Consider the following 17,645-nt stretch of genomic DNA (forward strand, 5'->3'; position numbering starts at 1 on the left):
TGAGGCCGGTGCGCTTAGAGATGTCACCTTGATGGATCCGGCCTAACGGAGGTTCTTGCTCAGCCCTGGTAGCAGGTGGTGCAGGTGCCGCGGCGGCGGAAGTAGTACGCCGCGGTGGCCAGGCCGAGCGAGGCGCCCCACAGGGGGAACGGGAACACCAGGATCCACTTGACGTTCTCCCAGCCGCTGGCGCCTGCTTCCCAGGTCAGGTCGACCAGCGACGGGCTTGCGACCAGCAGCAGTACGGTGGCGATCGCGCCGGGGATGACCGCCGCCTTGATCGGAACCGGCCGCTTCGCCAGTACCGGCATCCAGCGCGGCCAAACCTCACCCCACGGCCGGATCAGGCCGAGCGTGACGAGGCCGGAGGTCAGCGCCACCAGGCCGAGGCCGAGCCCGAACAACCGGATGCCGGGGTCGGCGTCCAGCTCCTCGGCGGTGAAGCCGATCGGGTTCGGCAGCAGCCAGGTCATCCGCAGTAGCGCGTACGGCATCGGGCAGAGGACCGCGACGATGGTGGCCCAGAATCCCCAGCGTCGGGCGACCTCCGGCTGGGTCCAACGTGCGCCGGGCCGTCCGCAGGCCAGGCAGCGTTGCCACGCCTCGCGGGATCCACGGATGGCCAGGATCGCCCAGGCGGCGCCGAGCGCGAATACCGCGAAGACGAACAACGGCCGGGTGCCGAGCTTGGCGGGCACCCCGGCCATTCCCTCGGCCAACTGCCGGAAAGCGGCCCAGTCGAACAGGCCGATGGTCAGCTGCGCGATGACGATGGCCAGGGCGGCCGCACCGACGAGGAGCCGGGTGGCGCGTTGTCGCCAGGCGCCGACCAAGAGGAAGACGACGGCGGTGGGGATACCGAGCAGGACCAGCAGGTAGCCGGTGATGACCAGCACGGACATGTCGGAGGCGCCCAGACCGAACACGAACGCCTCGACCGCTGCGAAGACCAGCAACGGCCGGTACGCCGATGGGCTCCAGTCGTGCCGCCGGAATGCCAGTGCCGCGGGGACCCCGAGCCAGCCCAGCACGGCGAGTAGGCCCGCGCCCAGGTCGTTCGGCAGATGCGAGAGCAGTGACGGCATCGCGTCGGCCGAAGCGCCCAGCGGGTAGTCCCACCAGCCGAAGGCCCAGAAGGTGCCGAAGACGCCGAACAGCAGGGATATCCCGGCCACGACCAGGGGCAACCACCCGGATCCCGTGTCCGGGCGATGGACTTCCACCTGGCTCTGCGTGCTCGTCACGGTTGTTCCTCCCGCCTGGGCGGTTGCGACGACCTCAGCGTCGTGCTGGCTCAACCGGCCCTGCACTGCAACTCTCGCGGGATCGGGCCGGGGCGGGATCGGCCTTGCGAGGGGACTGCCTCACTCGTCCGGGTGAGTGACCGCTGACGGGAGGTCGAGGGGGCGCTCAGTGCGGGTACGGCGGAGGCGGGTGCGGGCGTGCTGGAGTTCGGCCGGCTCGGGTGGTCGGTCCGGCCGGTGGCGTTCGGCGAGCAGGCGGGCCGTGCAGGCGAGGATCCAGAGCAGGCCAACGCTGAGTGCGGCCGAGGGGCCTGGGCCGGACCAGCTGTCGATGCCGGCGGGCAGGCCGTTCTCCTGCCAAGCGAAGCCGGTGAAGACTAGGGCGCTACTGGCCGAGACGCCGAGCGGGACCCAGCGGCTGCGTAGGTACCAGGTGGCGATCGCGGCGGCGATACCGATCAGCCAGGTGATGCCGAGGAGCGGGTACTGCTCGATGCCGAGGCGCCAGACCTGGAGACCGAGGCGGCGGCTGTAGGTCCAGGGCAGCAACAACGTCCAGGCGGCGACGAGGGTGATGCCGATCAGGATCCAGTCGAGCCGGCGTCGGTCCGCGTGGTCGAGGCGCTGTCCCATTTCGGCGATCTGCTCGGGCACGTCCTGGTCGGGCAGCTCCGGCCGGTTGGCTTTGTCGTTGCCGCTGTTGCCGCTGTTGCCGCTGTTGCCGCTGTTGCCGCTGTTGGCTTTGCTGGCGGGCGTCATCGGGCCGCCTTTGGGGCGACGCGGATGACGTCGTCGCCGTACTCGAAGTAGAGGTTCGTCCCGATCTTGGTGACCCGGTCGGCCGCCTGCGGGAGGCCATCGCCGGGTCCGGCCATTACGGTCACCCGGCCGATCCCTTCGACCCGGTAGAGATGGCTGCCGTCGTACCCCCACAACCGGCCGTCGGGTCCGCCGAACCACGACCCGGCCGCCGACCAACGCTGCGGCGGGATCCGGTTTTCCACGGCCGACCAGATCGACCATTGCTCGAGGCCGGGACCACCGAACAGTTCGATTTGCCGGCCATCGGGTGTCAGCGAGATCAACCGGCCTTGCAGAACGATCCCCGCAGCTCCGGAACTGGTGAGACCAATGACCGGCTTGCTGGGCCTGTTCTCGCTGGACGTGACCGGCACCTGCTTGGTCCGGTTGGAAGGCCCGTAGAAGCCGTACCGGTCCTCACCCATCGGCGCCACGAACCGATCGCCGTACGCCGCTGCTGGCGCGTCTTGCCTCCCAGCAGAGGCTGGCACCGGGTCCTTGATCGTGCGGGCTGTTCGGGATCGCGGTGGCAGGTGCACTGCCGTGAAGCCGCGTGGTCCCGCAGTCTCGGACCGCTGCGCTGCACCCCACCACAAGCCGCCCTGGCCATCTGGAGAGACTCCCACCGCGTTCTGCGGGTATCGCATCCGCACGAGCTTCCCGGACGCGTCAAGCGCCAGCAGGCCCCGTAGCGCCAGCTCACGCGCACGCCCGGGCTTGCCGGCGATGTCGACTGGTGCCACCACTGTCGGGATATCCCGCACCCGACTCCCGCTGTACGTCGTACCGGTGGCTGGGCTGTGTGGGCCGGTGCAGCGTTCTGACGGAGGTGGTGCCGGCTTGTACCGGTCTGCGGCCTCTGCGGCTCGGGTGATCTCGAGGATCTGGTTTCCTCTGACCGAACGGCTTTCCAGCAGGACCGAGCCGTCGGGACGCGCCTCTAGGTCTTCCACCCGCTCGTTGACTTCGGGAACGACGCGAAGGACGCCGTCGGTCGTGAGCACCGCAGCCGGGATGGTCTTGTCACCGGCGATCCAGACGTTCCCTGCGGTGTCTACTGCGAAGGCCGACGCACCGATGCTTGAGCCGGCGAGGTCCGCACTGAGCGGACAGCCTTCGGGTGCGGTGCCCGTGAGCTGTTCGACGGGACTGCCTGGCCGCTGCACGGCAAGACCGTGGGTGCCCGTCCACCAGGCCGCCGTACCGTTCGGGGCCGAGGCGAGCCTGGTGTTGCGAGACCCGGGACCTAGATCCAGGGAGTAGCGGTCGAGGACCAGCCCGGGACGTAGAGCGGCCAGTGGGACTCGCCAGGTGCCGTCCGCGCCCCACATCACCACTGTGCCGTCAGCGCTGCGCTGTAGGCGGATCGTGCCGTTGCCCTGCGCTACCCGCTCCACGCCCGGGGTGACGTAGTAGCTGCCGTCGGCGTTCTGGTGTTGCAGGCTGAGGTCTGCGAACGGCAGATCGAGTGGGACTGCCAGTAGGGCCCAGCGTTCGTTGTTCTCGATTGGACCGGTCAGGAGCAGCAAGCGGCCGCCGGAGATCCCGATAAGCGTCGGCGGGCTGTAGCCGTGGCTGAGGCTAGTCCTGGGCAGTGCGAGGCCGTCGCGTACTGCGAAGACGGTTGAGGTATCGGAGCCGGTTCGGCCCATCAGCCAGACGCCGGGTTCGCCGTCGAGGCTCCACGCCATTGAGGTCAACGCGCTGGAGGTCCCGAGCGAGACGCGCAAGCCCATCGTGTCGCTGAAGAGCCCGCCTCGCAGATTCAGCAGGCGATGCGGAATGCCGTCACGGGCGTCGGGCTCGAAGGCCGGGCCTGTCGGCGATGGGGCTAGTAGGCCGGTAGTGGTGGCCACGACCGCTGCAAGCGCTACTGCCACGGCCTGGATCTGCCACCCGCTGCTGGCTCGTCGTACGGCTTGGACGAGGCTTGCGACGCCGAGGGCTGTCAGGGTTGCACCGAGGGCTAGAGCGAGCCAGGCGCCGATGCCCGGGCGGTAGCCGACGCCGTCGGGCAGACGTTGCGGGAGGCGCAGTACCGCCACGAAGAGGCCTGCGAGGGTTGTGAGGCCTGTGGCGGTTGCACCTGCCATCAGGATGCCGTGTTGGGCTCGACGGATTAGCGGCGAGCTAACGGTGGGTATGGCGGCCGCGATCGTCGCAAAGGCCGTGGCGGCGACTACGGCGGGCCAGCCGCCGGTGTAGGTCATCTCCCAGAGCTGGAACCGCGGCAGGCCCGCCTCGTCGCCGGCAGAACCTGTAGCCATCGGATCGACCAGCTCGCGCCAGGGGAGCACGGTGGTCAGCAGGAGCAGCCCACACGCGGTAGCGGCTAGTGGAGCCAGTCTGAGGACGTGTGAGGACTTGAGGGCGCTGAGGATCTTCTGGAGGTGCACGAAGGCCGCGTGCAGCTCTGCCTGGTTCAGCGGCTCGGGGTCTTCGTCGGGCTCGGGGTCCTTTGCGAGCAGGGGCGAGAGGTGGTCTTGGTGGCGAGCCCAGATGATCGCGGTGACGGTTGCGACGAGTCCGAGCGTCACGGTGCCGACGATCGCGGGGGAGGTGCCACAGCCGGTTCTGCCCTGCGTGACGAGCCCTGCCCAGGCAAGGACGGTCAGGATGCCGAGGACGATCGCTGCCCAGCCCCTGAGGCGCAGACGCTGCATACTCCGCTCGGGCAGCATCGTGTCCAGCAGAACTGCCGTGAGGATCATGAGCGGCAGCAGTCCGGCAATGAGTCGCCCGATGGTCGGATCCGACGACGCTCGCCACAGGTAGCAGCTGTTGGTTCCGGAGCCCGGAAGAAGTATTGCGACCATGAGCCCGACAGCGCAGGCCATGAGGATCCGTGGCTGCCAGACCGACTTCCTGTCCTGGTGACGTTGTCTGAGCGCCTCGAGCCGCAAGAGAGCGTCCGCCGCCTGCTGTTCGGTAGGCAGGTTCCGCAACGGCATGACTAGAACCTAACTCGTCAATCGCACTGCCGGTGGGGACACCGCCGTGGTGCGCCTCCGCGCTGGATAGGCTCACCAGCAGAGTCACCTGCCCGAGGAGATGGATGAACGTCGAACAGGCCTTCGCTGAGGTGTCCGCGCTCGCGGCCCGGCAGTCGGGGCTGGTGGCGATGGCCCAGGCGGAGCGTCTTGGCGTCGAGCGTGCCGCGCTGGACGATCTCGCCCAGGCGGGTCTGCTGACGCTGCTCGACTGGGAGGTCTACGAGGTCACCGGCTCGGCCTTGCCGCCGCGCTTCGGTTACCCGTACGCGGCCTGGCTGGCGTTGCGCCCGGCGGCGTTCGGGTGGGAGCGGGCGAAGGACCGCACCAAGGACGCGGTCATCTCGCACGAGTCGGCCTGCCGGCTGCTGGGACTGGGCGCACCGAGCATCGGCGGCATCACCTTCACCGCGGCGGACCCGCTGCCCGAGCCGCGGTCGACTCGCGTGGTGGTCGCCGTACTTCGGCCCGACGAGATCACCGTGCACGAGGGCCTGCCCGTCACCACGGCTCACCGCACGCTGCTCGACCTGACCCGCGATCACACCGACCACACCGAGCTGCGCCGGGTGCTGACCGACGCGGTCCGGCTCGACCTGGTGGACCTCGCCGCCTTGTACGCCGACCTGGTGCCGCTGAGCGAGAAGTACCGCTTCCCATCGGCTGGTCCCGATTTCGTCCGGTACTTCCTGCCCGAGCTCAACCTCGCCGACCTGTCCATTCGCAACCTCCGAGCCTTCGCCCGGCTGGTGCTACCCGACCAGGTCGAGCGAACGGCGGCAGCGCTCGAGCAGGCCCTACCCGGCGTCGACCGGGCCATCCTCGACGACGTCGCGGCCGAGCTGGCCGGGAAGGTGGGACCGGCATGACGGTGTCCGATTTCGAGCAGCTCTACTCGGCCGCGTCCCGGATGCTCGGCGCCCAGGGCTCACCGACCTGGCACGAAGACCGCTGGCCGGCCCAACGCCGAGTCACCTTCACCCAACTGGAAGCCGAACTAACCAAAGCCACCTTCCGCCCCGCCGATCCTCTGGTCCAGCCCGGCGATCCGGCTGCCGCTGGTGTTGGTGTTGGCGCTCAGGGTGGTGACCGCGTTGGCGATCCGAACCACGATGAGCCGGTACTCGTCGCTGATCCGGCCGACGTGGCCGATCCGGCGCTCGGCCTGGTGACGATGGGCGCGCGCTTCCCGGAGGCGCTGCTCTCGCTGGCGGCGTACGTGAGCGAAGACCCCGACGGCGTGGACGAGCCGCTGGTCCTGCCCGGCCTGCTGCACACCGCGATCACCGGCGCCGTCGACGAACTCGCCGCCCGGATCGCCCCCGGCCGCCCAACTGTTGCCATAGGCAACGAAGGCGCCGAGGCGGCCGACGCGCTACGCGAACTGGCGAACAGCCTGCGCACCGCACTAGGCCTCCCACCCGGCGTACCCCGCCGGATCCTGGTCAACGCACACCCCGTCGCCGCCGACGCCGCCGCACACGAACGCCTCGCCGCCTTCGCGAAAACCGCCGCGGACGCCGTACCGGCACCTGACGAACTCGGCGACGACTTCTCCGTCCGGTACGACGTAGCCGTCGCGGCAGCCGACCTACGCGCCCTCATCGCAGGCGAAGACGTCCCCGCCTGGCGCGAGCGCCAACCCGGAATCGACCCATCGCGCCATCTCGTCACGGCCTACCGCTGGGAAGGCGCCGACGGCCGCCCGGTCGACCTCGCCGACTGGGCCGCGGAACTACGCCAAGCCCTGGCGACCTCGGAAGCCCCCTGGCGCCCGTCCCCCGAGCACCCCCTCCCGACGGAATCGGCCGACCGCAGCTGGCTCCTCTACCCGAAACGCCAAGCCCTCGTCACCGCCGACCTCCTCGACGAACTGGCCGCTCGCCTAACCCCCGGCACCACCACCGGTCTAATCCACTTCACGTCCTACCCCCTCCACCACTACCTCACCCACACCCTCCGCACCCCCACCACGGAGCTCTAACTCCTCCGTTCATCGGTCCCTTGTGACGCGGCGTGTCGCGCATCATCGGTCCCTTGTGACCAAAGGCGAGGGCCTACCGCACTTTGCATTCATTCGTCGGAATCCGCCCTCAGCCGTCGCCTGCCTGTGTGGGGTCCGCTGAGCTGTGAGGGCGGATTCCGACGAATGAATGCAAAGTGGAGGGTGCCGGCCCGCCGTTGTGGGAGACCGTGCGTTGGTCACAAGGGACCGATGAATGCCGACACGCCGCGTCACAAGGGCCCGATGAACGGGATACAAGGGAGGCGGCGGCGTGGCGCGGTTGGGCGAGCGGGAGGGAGGGGTTAGCGGTCGAGGGTGCGGTCGGGGGGGTTGGGCGCGTTGCGGTGGGTACGGTCGGACTCGCCGGCACCCGGGCCAGTGGCGGTGGTTTGGGTGGGGGCGGCTGAGGGGGAGCCCGACTGGAGGAAGCGCGCCATGTCTCCGGCTTCCGGTGCCTGTTCTGGTGTTGGCTCGGTCTTCACGGAGTGGCCGGCTTCGGCGCTTTGGGTGGGTGCGACGGTTGTGATTGTGGTGGGGCGGCGGGTTACGGGTAGGACGGCGCCGTTGGCGCCTTGTTGGGTGGAGACGTTGGCGCCGGGGTGGGCTTCGCGGGCGGCGGCGAGGAGGGCCTTGGCGCTGTTCTCGCGGGTGTAGTTCTGCAGGACGCCCTTGAGTTCGCCGGCCGCCTCCCGACGGTTCGCGTAATCCCCGCGCAGATCCTGGATCGCGCCGGCCCATACCTCAACCCGCCCGGCCTGGTCATTCCGCAGACCTTGATCCGGTACGACGCTCGCCGCCCCCAGGCGCTCGGGGATTCGGTTGCCGTCGGCAAGGAACTGCCCGACACCACTCTCGGCGTTCACCAACACCGGTACGCCGTGCGCGGCCGCCTCGGCGCCCACCAACCCGTACCCCTCGATCTTGGACGGCATCACCGCCGCGTGCGCCCACCGGTAGTCGCCGAGAAGCTCCTGCTTGTCCGGCGTATACGGCAGCAAATGCACAACTCCGGGCCGTCCGACGATCTGGTCCGCACGTTGTTGCTCGGCCTGCAGCTGATCGGGTTTGACCCCGCGCACGCGCAGCTGGATCGGCACCCCGCGATCCGCGAGTTCCTTCGTGGTGGCGAGCAGATCGTCGTACCCCTTGATGGGATCGCCCACCCGGCCACTGAACAGCAGGTTGAAGTTCTCGCCCGAAGGCGGATCGCCCACCTCGCCCAGCGTTTCCACACCCGGCACCAGCTCGTGAAAGCTCGGCGGGACCCGCGCGCCATCGGCCATCTCGGCGCCGACGTTGGTGAGCAAGGGGCCGACGCCGACGACGATATCGGCGTTCTGTACGACGGCGGACTCGATCCGGTGCGACTCGATACCACGTTCGACTTGGCCCTGCACCTCGCCGTACTCGCGAGAGGGCATGTGCATCACGTGCGCCAGTTGGGCCGTGGGATACCAGCGGTTGCGGATCAGCATCGCCTGGTAACCCGAGAACCGGGCATGCCCGATGACCAGGTCGAACGAGCCGCGGTCGATCGGCATGCCGGGAATCTGGTCGGGCGTGCCGTTCGTGGCGACGTCGAGCAGTTGCACTCGCGCGGATTGGCCGTCGGGCGTGATCGAGACGATCTTCGCCTCGCCGTGCTCCTCGGTCTCGCCGACCGTGAGCAGGGTGACCTCCGCGTTCTCCAGACCGGCGAGGGCCTTGGTGAGATCACCACTCGCGACGGGCAGACCGCCGAGGCCCGCGCTCCGGCCGCTGGCGTGCGCGACGACCAGCACACGCTGCTTCGGCAGTTCGGGCCCGGACACCTGGACCGAGGTCGTCTGGCCGGTCCATTGCCAGGCGTCGGGGTCCCACTTGCCGGTGGCGACCTTCGTCCGGTCGAGCAGCGGATCGAGGAAGGCCCGGGCGACCGGCTCGGCCTCCGCGAGGGTCTTGAACGGCAGACCGGGCGTCGCGCCGGCGTACTTGGCGAAACCCTCGGTCCAGGCCGGGTTCGGCCGGTAGTACTTGTTCGGCGGGCGCAGCGGTTCGCCTTGGGAAATGCGCCAGCTGAACTCTTCGTGCAGCATCGCCTGGACGGTGCCGGCGTCCCATTCCTCGTTCGTCGCGATCATCATCACGTCGACCAGGTCCTGCACCCGGTACGGCAGGTCGCCGGTCTGGCAGGCCCATTGCCCCTGCGTACGCGGCAGGCAGTCGTCGCACTTGGTCTGCTCGGTCTTGACGCCCTGGGTGTACATGCCGGCGACCTTGTGCGCCAGCGTGTCCGTCAGCGAGATGACTCGCAGCCGCGGGTTCTCCCCGCTCGCACCGGTGGACATGATCTGCTCGGGGAACTTGATCAGCTCGGGCTCGGCCCACATCGGCCGGTCCCGCGGCGGCGCCAGATCGACGCTCACCTCACCGATCTCGCGCCCGCCGATGAAGGCCTTGTGCTTCAGCCGGGCGCCCGCGCCGTGCTGGAGCTCGCCGTCGTACTCCAGCTGGAAGGTCAGATGGTCGTCCAGGTCCAGCTCCAGCGCGCTGGTGTAGTTGCCGACCATCGTGTCCCGCGAGGCGCCCGGCATACCGACCATGTCGATATCGCTGGTGGAGCGGCCGTTCTCCCACCGCGCGAGCAGGGTCTGACCGCCCTTGACCATCCAGGCGTCGGGATTGGCCGTGAACTGGCGGGCCATCACCCGCTGCAGGACGAACTGCTGGAATTCCGCCTCCGAGCTGGTGCCGCGGCGCTCAGCGGTCTGGCGGACGCGCGCAGTCAGCTCGCGGTAGAACGCGGCGGCCTTCAGGGGATCACTGCTCATACCCGCTCGGTCCTCCCGACGATCTCCGCGGCGAGCGCGCGGACGGTCTCCTCACTCACCCGATCACCCGCGGGCACCGCGGCGAGCGCAAGGGCGAGGGCGCGCGCGGTCTCGGTCACCCGATCGCCGAGTACGACGGAGGTGAACGCGCGCTGGTTCCGGACGGACAGGCTCGACGGATTGAGCTCGGGCAGGAAGTACCCTGCGAACTCCGGGCCCTCCGGCGGGAACTCGTGGTGCTCCGCCAGCGGCACCAGGTCGTCGTACAGCCGCGCCAGATCGACGGCATCCCGCAGTACGGCGTCGGTGAGCGCGCCTCGCACCTCGCCGTGGTCGGTGTGGCTGCGCACGAGGTCGAGAATGGTCCGGTGCGGCGTCGTGACGGTCACGCCGCCGAGCACCATCACGTCCTCGGCCGGGAGCTCGGCCTGGTTGACCTCGATGGCTCGCGGAAACCGTCCGGTGGGCGTCGTCGGCGTCAGGAAGGTGGTGGTGGGAGCGGCGACCGCGCCCAGGCCGTGCAGCCGGGCAGCGGAGCCCTGGGAGAGTACGGCGTCCGCGGCCGGGCGTTCGGCGGCGAAGCGCGCGGGTTGCAGCGAGAGCCAGGCGGCGTACGGGTAAGCGAAGCGCGGAGCGAACGGGCTGGACGTGAGTTGGTGGACGTCCCAGTCGAGTTCGAAGAGGAGACCGACGCCGGCCAGACGTTCGAGCTCGGCCCGGTCTATACCAATCCGGGCCGCTTGTTCGCCGGTCACAAGGCCGGACTGCCCGGCCGCCAAAGAGGTGAGTTGCTGAAGCACCTCTAGTGGTCCGTGTTCGGGGTGGTTCACCGCTCACCGGCGCCCAGGCACGCACCTCGCTGCGTTGGAGAAGCAGCCACGATAAAGAGCATCGAGGCAGCTTCTCCGCCTTGCGATGCACGCACCTGGACACCGGTGAGCGGCAAACCACCCCGAACACGGACCACTGACATCGAACTCCCGTCTCGACCCCGCGGAATTGGCTCGGGAAACCCTACTCCGGCAAACGTTCAAGACACGCGGGCCGGCAGTGCCTACGTTCGCCGTATGAATGTTCGCTCGCAGCCGATGATCGCCGTGTCCGACGTACCGAGGAGCAGTGCGTGGTACCAGCTGGTCCTGGGGGTTTCGAGTGGTCATGGTGGGACGGAGTACGAACAGCTGCGGTCTGACGGTGTGCTGGTTCTGCAGCTGCATCGCCTCGAGACCGAGCATCACCACGGGACGATCCGGGATCCGGGCCTGCCGGTTGGGAACGGCGTTGCGCTCTGGTTCGAGGTGGACGATCTGGACGCCGCCGTGCGACGTGCCGAAAAGGCGGGAGTGCAGGTCGACAGGGCGCTTCATCACAATCCGATGGCAGATCACCGAGAGCTTTGGCTTCGTGACGCAGACGGCTATCTTGTGGTGCTCGCTGATCAGGTCGCTTGACCTGACCCTGTGACCGACCCTGGCAGGGACATTTCGGCGACTGGACGGCGTGGGAAGTTGCCATCTCCCGATTGCGGGATCACCCGTGGCGACTTGGCTCGTTGTAGGAGCGTGAGTGCGCATGGTGACCCCGGGCTGTCGTAGATGGGGCCGTTGATGGAATCATCTCTTCGCATGGACGCCCCGCGTCTGCCTATGACCCAGGAACCGGTCGTTGACGCCGGTTCCTTTGGCGTGCGGCAGGCAGGCGGGGTGCTCGAGCGCGCTCAACGGATAGCGGACACCCTGCGCGAGCAGGCCGAGCGGGAGAACGACGCCGCCCGGGAGAAGGCCGACCGGTTGATGGCGCAGGCGGAGCGGGTGCATCGCGATGCCGAGGCGGCCGCGGCGAAGGTCCGGGCCGACGCGGACGCGGACGCCGAGCACGTGCGTGCAGAGGTCGCGGCGGAGATCGCCCGGCTGCAGGCGGCGGCGGAAGCCGAGATCCAGCAGATTCGCGGCGAAGCCGAAACGTATTCCGACAACATGCGCGAAGAGGTCGCGACCAAGATCGCGCGGATGCAGACGACCGCGGACGCCGAAATCCAGCAGATTCGCGGCGAGGCCGACACCTACGCCGAGCAGGCCCGCGCCGAGGCGGACGCCTACTCCGGCGAGACCCGCCACGCCGCCGACACGTACGTCGAGCAGGTGCGCGCCGAGGTCACGGCCGAGATCGACCAGTTGCGAGCCGAGGTGATCGCGGAGGTCGCGAAGCTGCGGGCTGACGCGGACGCCGAGGTCAAGGCGCTTCGGGCGGAGGCAGCGGCCGAGGTCAAGCAGTTGCGGGCGGAGGCGACGGCCGAGGTCGAGGCGTTGCGGGCCGGCGTCGGGGCGGAGGCCGACCGGGTCAAGGGCGAGGCAGCGGCGGAGGCCGCGAAGGTCCGGAAGGACGCCGAGGCGGCCGCGAAGCAGTTGCAGCACGAGGCCCACGCGATGCGGGCCAAGGCCGCGCAGGACCGCGAGATGGCCAAGGAGACGGTCGAATCCGCGAGTCGCGAGGCGCAGGAGCTGGTCAAGGACGCAGGGGAGCAGGCCGCCCTGGTCTCGCAGGCGGCGCTCAACACCGAGGCCGAGTTGATCGCCCGGGCAGAGTCCGAGGGCGCGGAGCTCCGGGCCGCCGCGGAGCAGGAGGCCGAGACCGTTCGTGAGCGGTCCCGGATCGAGATCGCCGCGGCCCATGCCGAGATGGAGCGGTTGCGGGGCGAGTCGCTGGCGGAGGTGGACCGCCGGACCGCCGAGCTCGAGGAGACCGAGCGGGCCCGGCTGGCCGCGATCTCGGTCGAGGTCGAGCGGATCCGTGCCGAGGCGACCGCGGAGCTGGCCGAAAAACGAGCCGAGGCCCAAGCGGAGAACGAGCGGCTGATGGCCGACGCGAAGGCGCAGGCCAAGCTGGTGATCGACGAGGCCGAGGCCCAGCGTCGTACGGCGGCTGCCGAGGCACGTCGCATCGTCGACGAGGCGAACGAGAGTGCCGAGGGCCAGCTGGCCGCCGCCGCGGAGCAGGCCAAGGCCTCGCAAGAGGCGATCGAGAAGCTGCTGGTCTCGGCCGAGCAGGACGCCGAGGCCACCCGCGAGGAGGCCCGCACGCATGCCGGGGAGATCGTCCGCCAGCGCCGGGCACACCTGCGCCGCGTGGTCGGCCGCACCACCAGCCGGCTGAAGGACACCCAACTCGCCATCGCCGCGGAGAATGCCGAGCTGACCGCCCGGGCCGAGGCCGCGTTGACCGAGGCCCACGCCGAGGCGGAGACCGCGCTGACCGAGGCCCGCGATCACGCGGCCCGGATCAAGGCCGAGGCCGAGGCGATCACCGAGGGCGCGGCCGAGCGGGCCGAGGCCGCCGCGAAGGAGATCGTCGACCGCGCCAACCGCCGGCAGACCGAGGCGGAGTCCAGCGCCCGGGTGCTGCGCGAGCAGGCCGCGGACGATCTGGCCAAGGCGCAGCGGCAGTCCCATGACCTGTTGCGCAAGTCCCGGGCGGAGGCGATGCAGATCGAGGCACAGGCCCGTGCACACGCCGACGAACTTCGCGCCCAGGCCCGAAAACACCTCGCCGACGCCGAGGCGAGGGTCGCGACGCTGAACCAGCGACGCGACGAGATCACCAAGGAACTGACACAGTTGTCCGGTGTGATCGAGGCACTCGCTGTCCCTGGACTCCATCTTGGTGGTGGAATGTCGGGGCAAGAGGGTTCCACGGGGGAATGAAAGACGAGGACGTGACAGCCGGATCCTCGTCAGTGACAATGTGTGATCCACCCACCCACCGAAGTGAGCATCAGAAGACATGAGCAGTGAAGCGCCAACCCCCTTCCGTACCGTTCTGCGCGGCTACGAGCCGGCCCAGGTGGACCAGCACGTTCGTGAGCTGACCACCTCGCTGACCGCGCTGCAGCAGCAGTCCGAGCAGCTGCAGCGTCACGTCCAGGAGATGCAGGGCCGCCTGGACGCCGCGGAATCGGCCGTGGTCTCCGCCCAGGAGGACTCGCGCGATAAGTCGCCCACCTTTACCGAGTTCGGCGAGCGGGTCGCGAAGATCCTGTCCCTCGCCGACGACGAGGCTCGTGACCTCGTCACCCGTGCCCGTTCGGACTCCGAGGGCATCATCGCCGACGCCGAGGCGCACGCGAAGAAGGTCCGCAAGGAGGCCGAGCAGTACTCCCTGGACTGGAAGAGCGAGGTCGACGCCGAGGCCGCCCGCATCCTGGAGGAGGCCCGTACGCAGGCCGACGACATGCGCGACGAGGCCGAGCGCGACGCGACCGCCCGCCGCAGCGAGGCTCAGGCTCTGTACGAGCAGGAGCGCGCCAAGTCGGCCCAGGCCGCGGCCGCCTTCGAGACCACTCTGGCCGAGCGCCGGGGCAAGGTCGAGCAGGAGTTCGCAGCCCGGACGGCGCTGGCCGAGCAGCAGCTGGCGGCGGTCACCGACCGTGCGGCCCAGGTGCAGCGCGAGGCCGACCGTTCGCGTTCCGAGGCGGAGCGCCTGGCCCAGCAGCAGCTGGCCGACGCGAACCGTCAGGCTCAGGAGATCGTCGCCGCGGCCAAGGACAAGGCCGAGCGCATCCGGGGCGAGTCCGAGCGTGAGCTCGCCGCCGCGACCCAGCGTCGCGACAGCATCAACGCCCAGCTGACCAACGTCCGGCAGATGCTGGCCACGTTGTCCGGCACCCCGGCGTTGCCGCTCGACCTGCTCGACGACGAGCCGGCCGACGCGAGTGGCTCGAAGAAGAACTAACTGTTTTCGGCGGCCGCTCGATGAGCGGCCGCCCAGCTCACTGCGGTAGGCGGAAGCGGGAACGCGCCAAGGGCTCCACCAAACCGTCGGCCACCAGGCCGTCGAGGGCGCGCTCCCGCTGGGCCGCGTCCGGCCAGGCTTCGTCTAGGCGAGCCTTGCCGACCGGACCAGCCGAATCCCGGAGTACGGCGAGCAGCCGTCCCCGGGCCTGGCGATCCGTGCCGTCATAGGTCTGGCCCTTGCGGGGCGGCCCGTCATACGCGGGCCGCCCGGCCAGCGACCAGGCGCAGCGCTCGACGATCGGGCATTGGTCGCACTTCGGCGTGCGCGCGGTACAGATCAGCGCACCCAATTCCATCGTCGCGACCGCCCATTTCGCCGCATTCTCGAGCGGCATGGCCTCTTCGGCCCGGCGCAGATCCGCCGCGGTCGGGCTGATCGACGGCTGTGCGTCGCCGCCGAGGGCCCGCGCGAACACCCGTCGTACGTTGGTATCCACCACGGCATGCCGCTGGCCGAAGGCGAACGACGCGATCGCGGCCGCCGTGTACGTGCCGACTCCCGGCAGCGCGAGCAGCTTGGCGTGATCGCTCGGGACTTCGCCGCCATGGTTCTCCGTGATGGCCTTCGCCGCCGCATGCAGCCGCAGGGCTCGTCGCGGATAGCCGAGTCGTCCCCAGGCGCGGACGGCCTCTCCGGGCGGTTCCGCCGCGAGGTCCTTCGGGGTGGGCCAGCGGTCGAGCCAGATCTCGTACACCGGCAAGACCCGCGCGACCGGCGTCTGCTGCAACATGAACTCGCTGACCATCACCGCCCACGCGCCCGCGTCCGGCGTACGCCACGGCAGCACGCGCGCGTTTGCGTCGTACCAGGTCAGGATCTGGTCGTGGACGCTCGTGAGGGTTTGAGATGCGCTGGAGCGCGGCGAGTCGGGCATGGCGTCACGATCCTGCCATCTATCGTGCTGCCATGAGCAGCCTGCTCCGTCCGGTCGGGCATCTGCCGGCCAGCGTGTACTGGTTCCGCCGTGGGTTGCTGCTCGTCGCCCTCTTCGCCCTCGTCTTCGTTCTACTCCGCGTCATCGGGGGTGGCGGCGGTGGGGAAGACCCACAACAGGCCTCGATGACTCCCGGCGCTGGCTCCGGCACGAACACTCCGACGACAACCCCTTCGAGCGGTACGACGACCCCGGGCGAGGTGGCTCGGTGTGCCGGGTCGGACATCCGGATCGGCGTGGCGCCCGCGACGCGGACGATCCTGGCCGGAGGCACGCTGAACTTCGGGATCGTCATCGGCGCACTCAGTGGTTCGTGCAAGGCCGAGATCGACCCGACCCGGTTGACCTTGACGGTGATGTCGGGCAACGACCGGATCTGGACGAGCGCGCACTGCCAGAAGGCGGTCACCAAGGCCACGACCGTGCTGGCCGACAAGACGGACTACACGGGCAACATCCGCTGGGACGGCCGTCGCTCGGTCGCCGGCTGCACCCCGGGCCAGACGATCGCCAAGCCCGGGACCTACACAGCCCAAGCGGAGTACGACGGCCGCGCCTCGGCGATCCAGGCCTTCCGGATCAGCTAGTCCTTGCGCATGTGCAGCGGCCGTTCGAACCAGACTGCGGCCACTAGACCGACTACCAGCACGATTGCCGGCAGGTAGAGCGATTGAGCCATTGCAGTGCTGAAGCCGTCGTGGAGATTCTCAGGCAAGTGCATGCCAAAGCCTTCGGCTGCAAGCTCCGTAGTGCCTAGCTCGGTCGCAAGCCGCGACTCCATCAGCACGGCGATACCCGCGCTACCAAGCACTGCACCGACCTGCCGAGTGGTGTTGTAGACCCCGGCGCCTGCACCCGCCTGATGCATCGGGAGGTTCCTAGTCGCCGTACTGCCGATCGGTGCCCACATGAACCCGTTAGCGACGCCCAGGAGACCTATAGGCAGCAGTAGTTCCCAGACTTGTGCCTGCGGAGTCATGACCTGTGCAAGCCACACCAGCGACACCGGGAAGCAGGTCAGCCCAATGCCGGCCAAGTACCTCGGGTGGACCTTGTCGGTCAGCTTGCCCACGAACGGCGCAAGGGCTCCGGAGATGACGGCCATCGGCACCAGCAGCAACGCCGCCCGCGTCGGGCTCAAGCCGCGAACGGACTGCGCGTACAGCATCAACGGGAAGGTCATCGCGGTGATCGAGAAGCCGATCGTGGTGATGGCGATGTTGGCCAACGAGAAGTTCCGGTCGCGGAACAGGCTCAGCGGCAGCAACGGCTCGCGCGGATTGCGGCTCTGCCAGAACAGGAACAACGCGATCACGACCAGACCGGTGCTGATCAGGGCCCAGACCGAGATCGGCCCGGTGATCGTGCCCCAGTCGTACTTCTGGCCTTCCTGGATGCCGAAGACCAGGCAGAACAGGCCGACCGTGATCAGCGCGACGCCGAGCCAGTCGAAGCGATGCTCGTTCGTCGGCAGGTCCGGCACCAGCCGCATCGCCAGCACGAAGCCGATCACGCCGACCGGTGCGTTGATGAAGAAGATCCACTCCCAGCCGAGGCCGTCCACCAGCACCCCGCCGAGGATCGGGCCGACCAGCGTCGCGACACCGGCGACGGCGCCCCACAGGCTCATCGCCCGGCCGCGCTCGTCCGCCGGGAAGATCCGGGTGATCACGGCCATCGTCTGCGGCGTCATCATCGAGGCGCCGAAGCCCTGGAAGACCCTGGCCACGATCAGCATCTCGATCGAGTTGGTCAGCCCGCACCAGACCGACGCCGCGGTGAACACGACTAGGCCGGTCAGGTAGAGCTTCTTCGGCCCTACGCGATCCCCGAGGCGGCCGGTGATCAGCAGCGGCACGGCATACGCCAGCAGGTAGGCGCTGGTCACCCAGACCACGTTGCCGACGTCGGTGCCGAGGTCGACCAGGATGGCGGGGGTCGCCACCGACACGATGGTCGAGTCGACCAGGATCATGAAGAAGCCGAGCACCAGCGCCCAGAGCGCGGGCCACGGCCTCAGCTCGGGTTTGGCGGCTTCGGTATGGACGGCCATTCCCCGAACCTAGCTCT

Annotated in this window: 13 protein-coding genes; 6 read left to right on the forward strand and 7 right to left on the reverse strand. The window is 69.2% G+C overall.

Annotated features, from left to right (window positions below; translation table 11 throughout):
* Window positions 1-59: 59 nt before the first annotated feature.
* The 3 genes from OG394_RS30590 to OG394_RS30600 all read right to left on the reverse strand — a co-directional run bounded on the left by OG394_RS30590 (window position 60) and on the right by OG394_RS30600 (window position 4,996).
* Complete coding sequence (locus tag OG394_RS30590) at window positions 60-1,244, reverse strand: hypothetical protein (RefSeq protein WP_328990622.1); 1,185 nt, start codon at window positions 1,242-1,244, stop codon at window positions 60-62.
* A 120-nt stretch (window positions 1,245-1,364) separates the two neighbouring features.
* On the reverse strand, window positions 1,365-2,003 hold the full coding sequence (locus tag OG394_RS30595) for a hypothetical protein (protein ID WP_328990623.1): 639 nt from the start codon (window positions 2,001-2,003) through the stop codon (window positions 1,365-1,367).
* A complete protein-coding gene (locus tag OG394_RS30600; RefSeq protein ID WP_328990624.1) occupies window positions 2,000-4,996 on the reverse strand; it encodes a hypothetical protein in 2,997 nt (998 codons plus the stop codon). The genes OG394_RS30595 and OG394_RS30600 overlap by 4 nt, the downstream gene beginning before the upstream one ends.
* Window positions 4,997-5,100: 104 nt before the next feature.
* On the opposite strand from OG394_RS30600, the gene OG394_RS30605 reads away from it, so the two are divergent.
* Together OG394_RS30605 and OG394_RS30610 are read left to right on the forward strand one after the other, a co-directional pair.
* Window positions 5,101-5,904, forward strand: a complete 804-nt coding sequence (locus OG394_RS30605) for a type IV toxin-antitoxin system AbiEi family antitoxin domain-containing protein (RefSeq protein ID WP_328990625.1) — start codon at window positions 5,101-5,103, stop codon at window positions 5,902-5,904.
* Window positions 5,901-7,019, forward strand: coding sequence for a hypothetical protein (locus OG394_RS30610; protein ID WP_328990626.1), 1,119 nt, complete (start codon window positions 5,901-5,903; stop codon window positions 7,017-7,019). Before OG394_RS30605 ends, OG394_RS30610 begins: the two co-directional genes overlap by 4 nt.
* Before the next feature lie 323 nt (window positions 7,020-7,342).
* Here the strand turns inward: OG394_RS30610 and OG394_RS30615 are convergent, their stop codons facing one another.
* Both OG394_RS30615 and OG394_RS30620 read right to left on the reverse strand, forming a co-directional pair.
* Window positions 7,343-9,850, reverse strand: a complete 2,508-nt coding sequence (locus OG394_RS30615; protein ID WP_328990627.1) for a glycosyltransferase family 4 protein — start codon at window positions 9,848-9,850, stop codon at window positions 7,343-7,345.
* Window positions 9,847-10,650: a type IV toxin-antitoxin system AbiEi family antitoxin domain-containing protein gene (locus OG394_RS30620; protein WP_328990628.1), complete on the reverse strand. Its 804-nt coding sequence runs from the start codon at window positions 10,648-10,650 to the stop codon at window positions 9,847-9,849. Before OG394_RS30620 ends, OG394_RS30615 begins: the two co-directional genes overlap by 4 nt.
* A gap of 267 nt (window positions 10,651-10,917) precedes the next feature.
* Here OG394_RS30620 and OG394_RS30625 point away from each other — a divergent pair, with 267 nt between their 5' ends.
* From OG394_RS30625 to OG394_RS30635, 3 genes are all read left to right on the forward strand, one after another.
* Window positions 10,918-11,301 (forward strand): VOC family protein, encoded by a 384-nt coding sequence (locus tag OG394_RS30625; RefSeq protein ID WP_328990629.1) that lies wholly within the window; start codon window positions 10,918-10,920, stop codon window positions 11,299-11,301.
* A gap of 195 nt (window positions 11,302-11,496) precedes the next feature.
* Window positions 11,497-13,551 carry a kinetoplast-associated-like protein gene (locus tag OG394_RS30630; RefSeq protein WP_328990630.1) on the forward strand — a complete coding sequence of 685 codons (2,055 nt, stop codon included), beginning with the start codon at window positions 11,497-11,499 and terminating at the stop codon, window positions 13,549-13,551.
* A 79-nt stretch (window positions 13,552-13,630) separates the two neighbouring features.
* A complete protein-coding gene (locus tag OG394_RS30635) occupies window positions 13,631-14,578 on the forward strand; it encodes a DivIVA domain-containing protein (protein ID WP_328990631.1) in 948 nt (315 codons plus the stop codon).
* 37 nt (window positions 14,579-14,615) lie between these two features.
* Here the strand turns inward: OG394_RS30635 and OG394_RS30640 are convergent, their stop codons facing one another.
* Complete coding sequence (locus tag OG394_RS30640; RefSeq protein ID WP_328990632.1) at window positions 14,616-15,515, reverse strand: A/G-specific adenine glycosylase; 900 nt, start codon at window positions 15,513-15,515, stop codon at window positions 14,616-14,618.
* A gap of 32 nt (window positions 15,516-15,547) precedes the next feature.
* Between OG394_RS30640 and OG394_RS30645 the strand changes: the two genes are divergently transcribed.
* A complete protein-coding gene (locus tag OG394_RS30645; RefSeq protein WP_328990633.1) occupies window positions 15,548-16,162 on the forward strand; it encodes a hypothetical protein in 615 nt (204 codons plus the stop codon).
* On the opposite strand, the gene OG394_RS30650 is transcribed toward OG394_RS30645, so the two are convergent.
* Complete coding sequence (locus tag OG394_RS30650) at window positions 16,159-17,628, reverse strand: DHA2 family efflux MFS transporter permease subunit (protein WP_328990635.1); 1,470 nt, start codon at window positions 17,626-17,628, stop codon at window positions 16,159-16,161. The genes OG394_RS30645 and OG394_RS30650 overlap by 4 nt on opposite strands.
* Window positions 17,629-17,645: the final 17 nt, after the last annotated feature.

The sequence above is a fragment of the Kribbella sp. NBC_01245 genome, assembly GCF_036226525.1.
In the GTDB taxonomy this organism is placed as follows: Bacteria; Actinomycetota; Actinomycetes; order Propionibacteriales; family Kribbellaceae; genus Kribbella.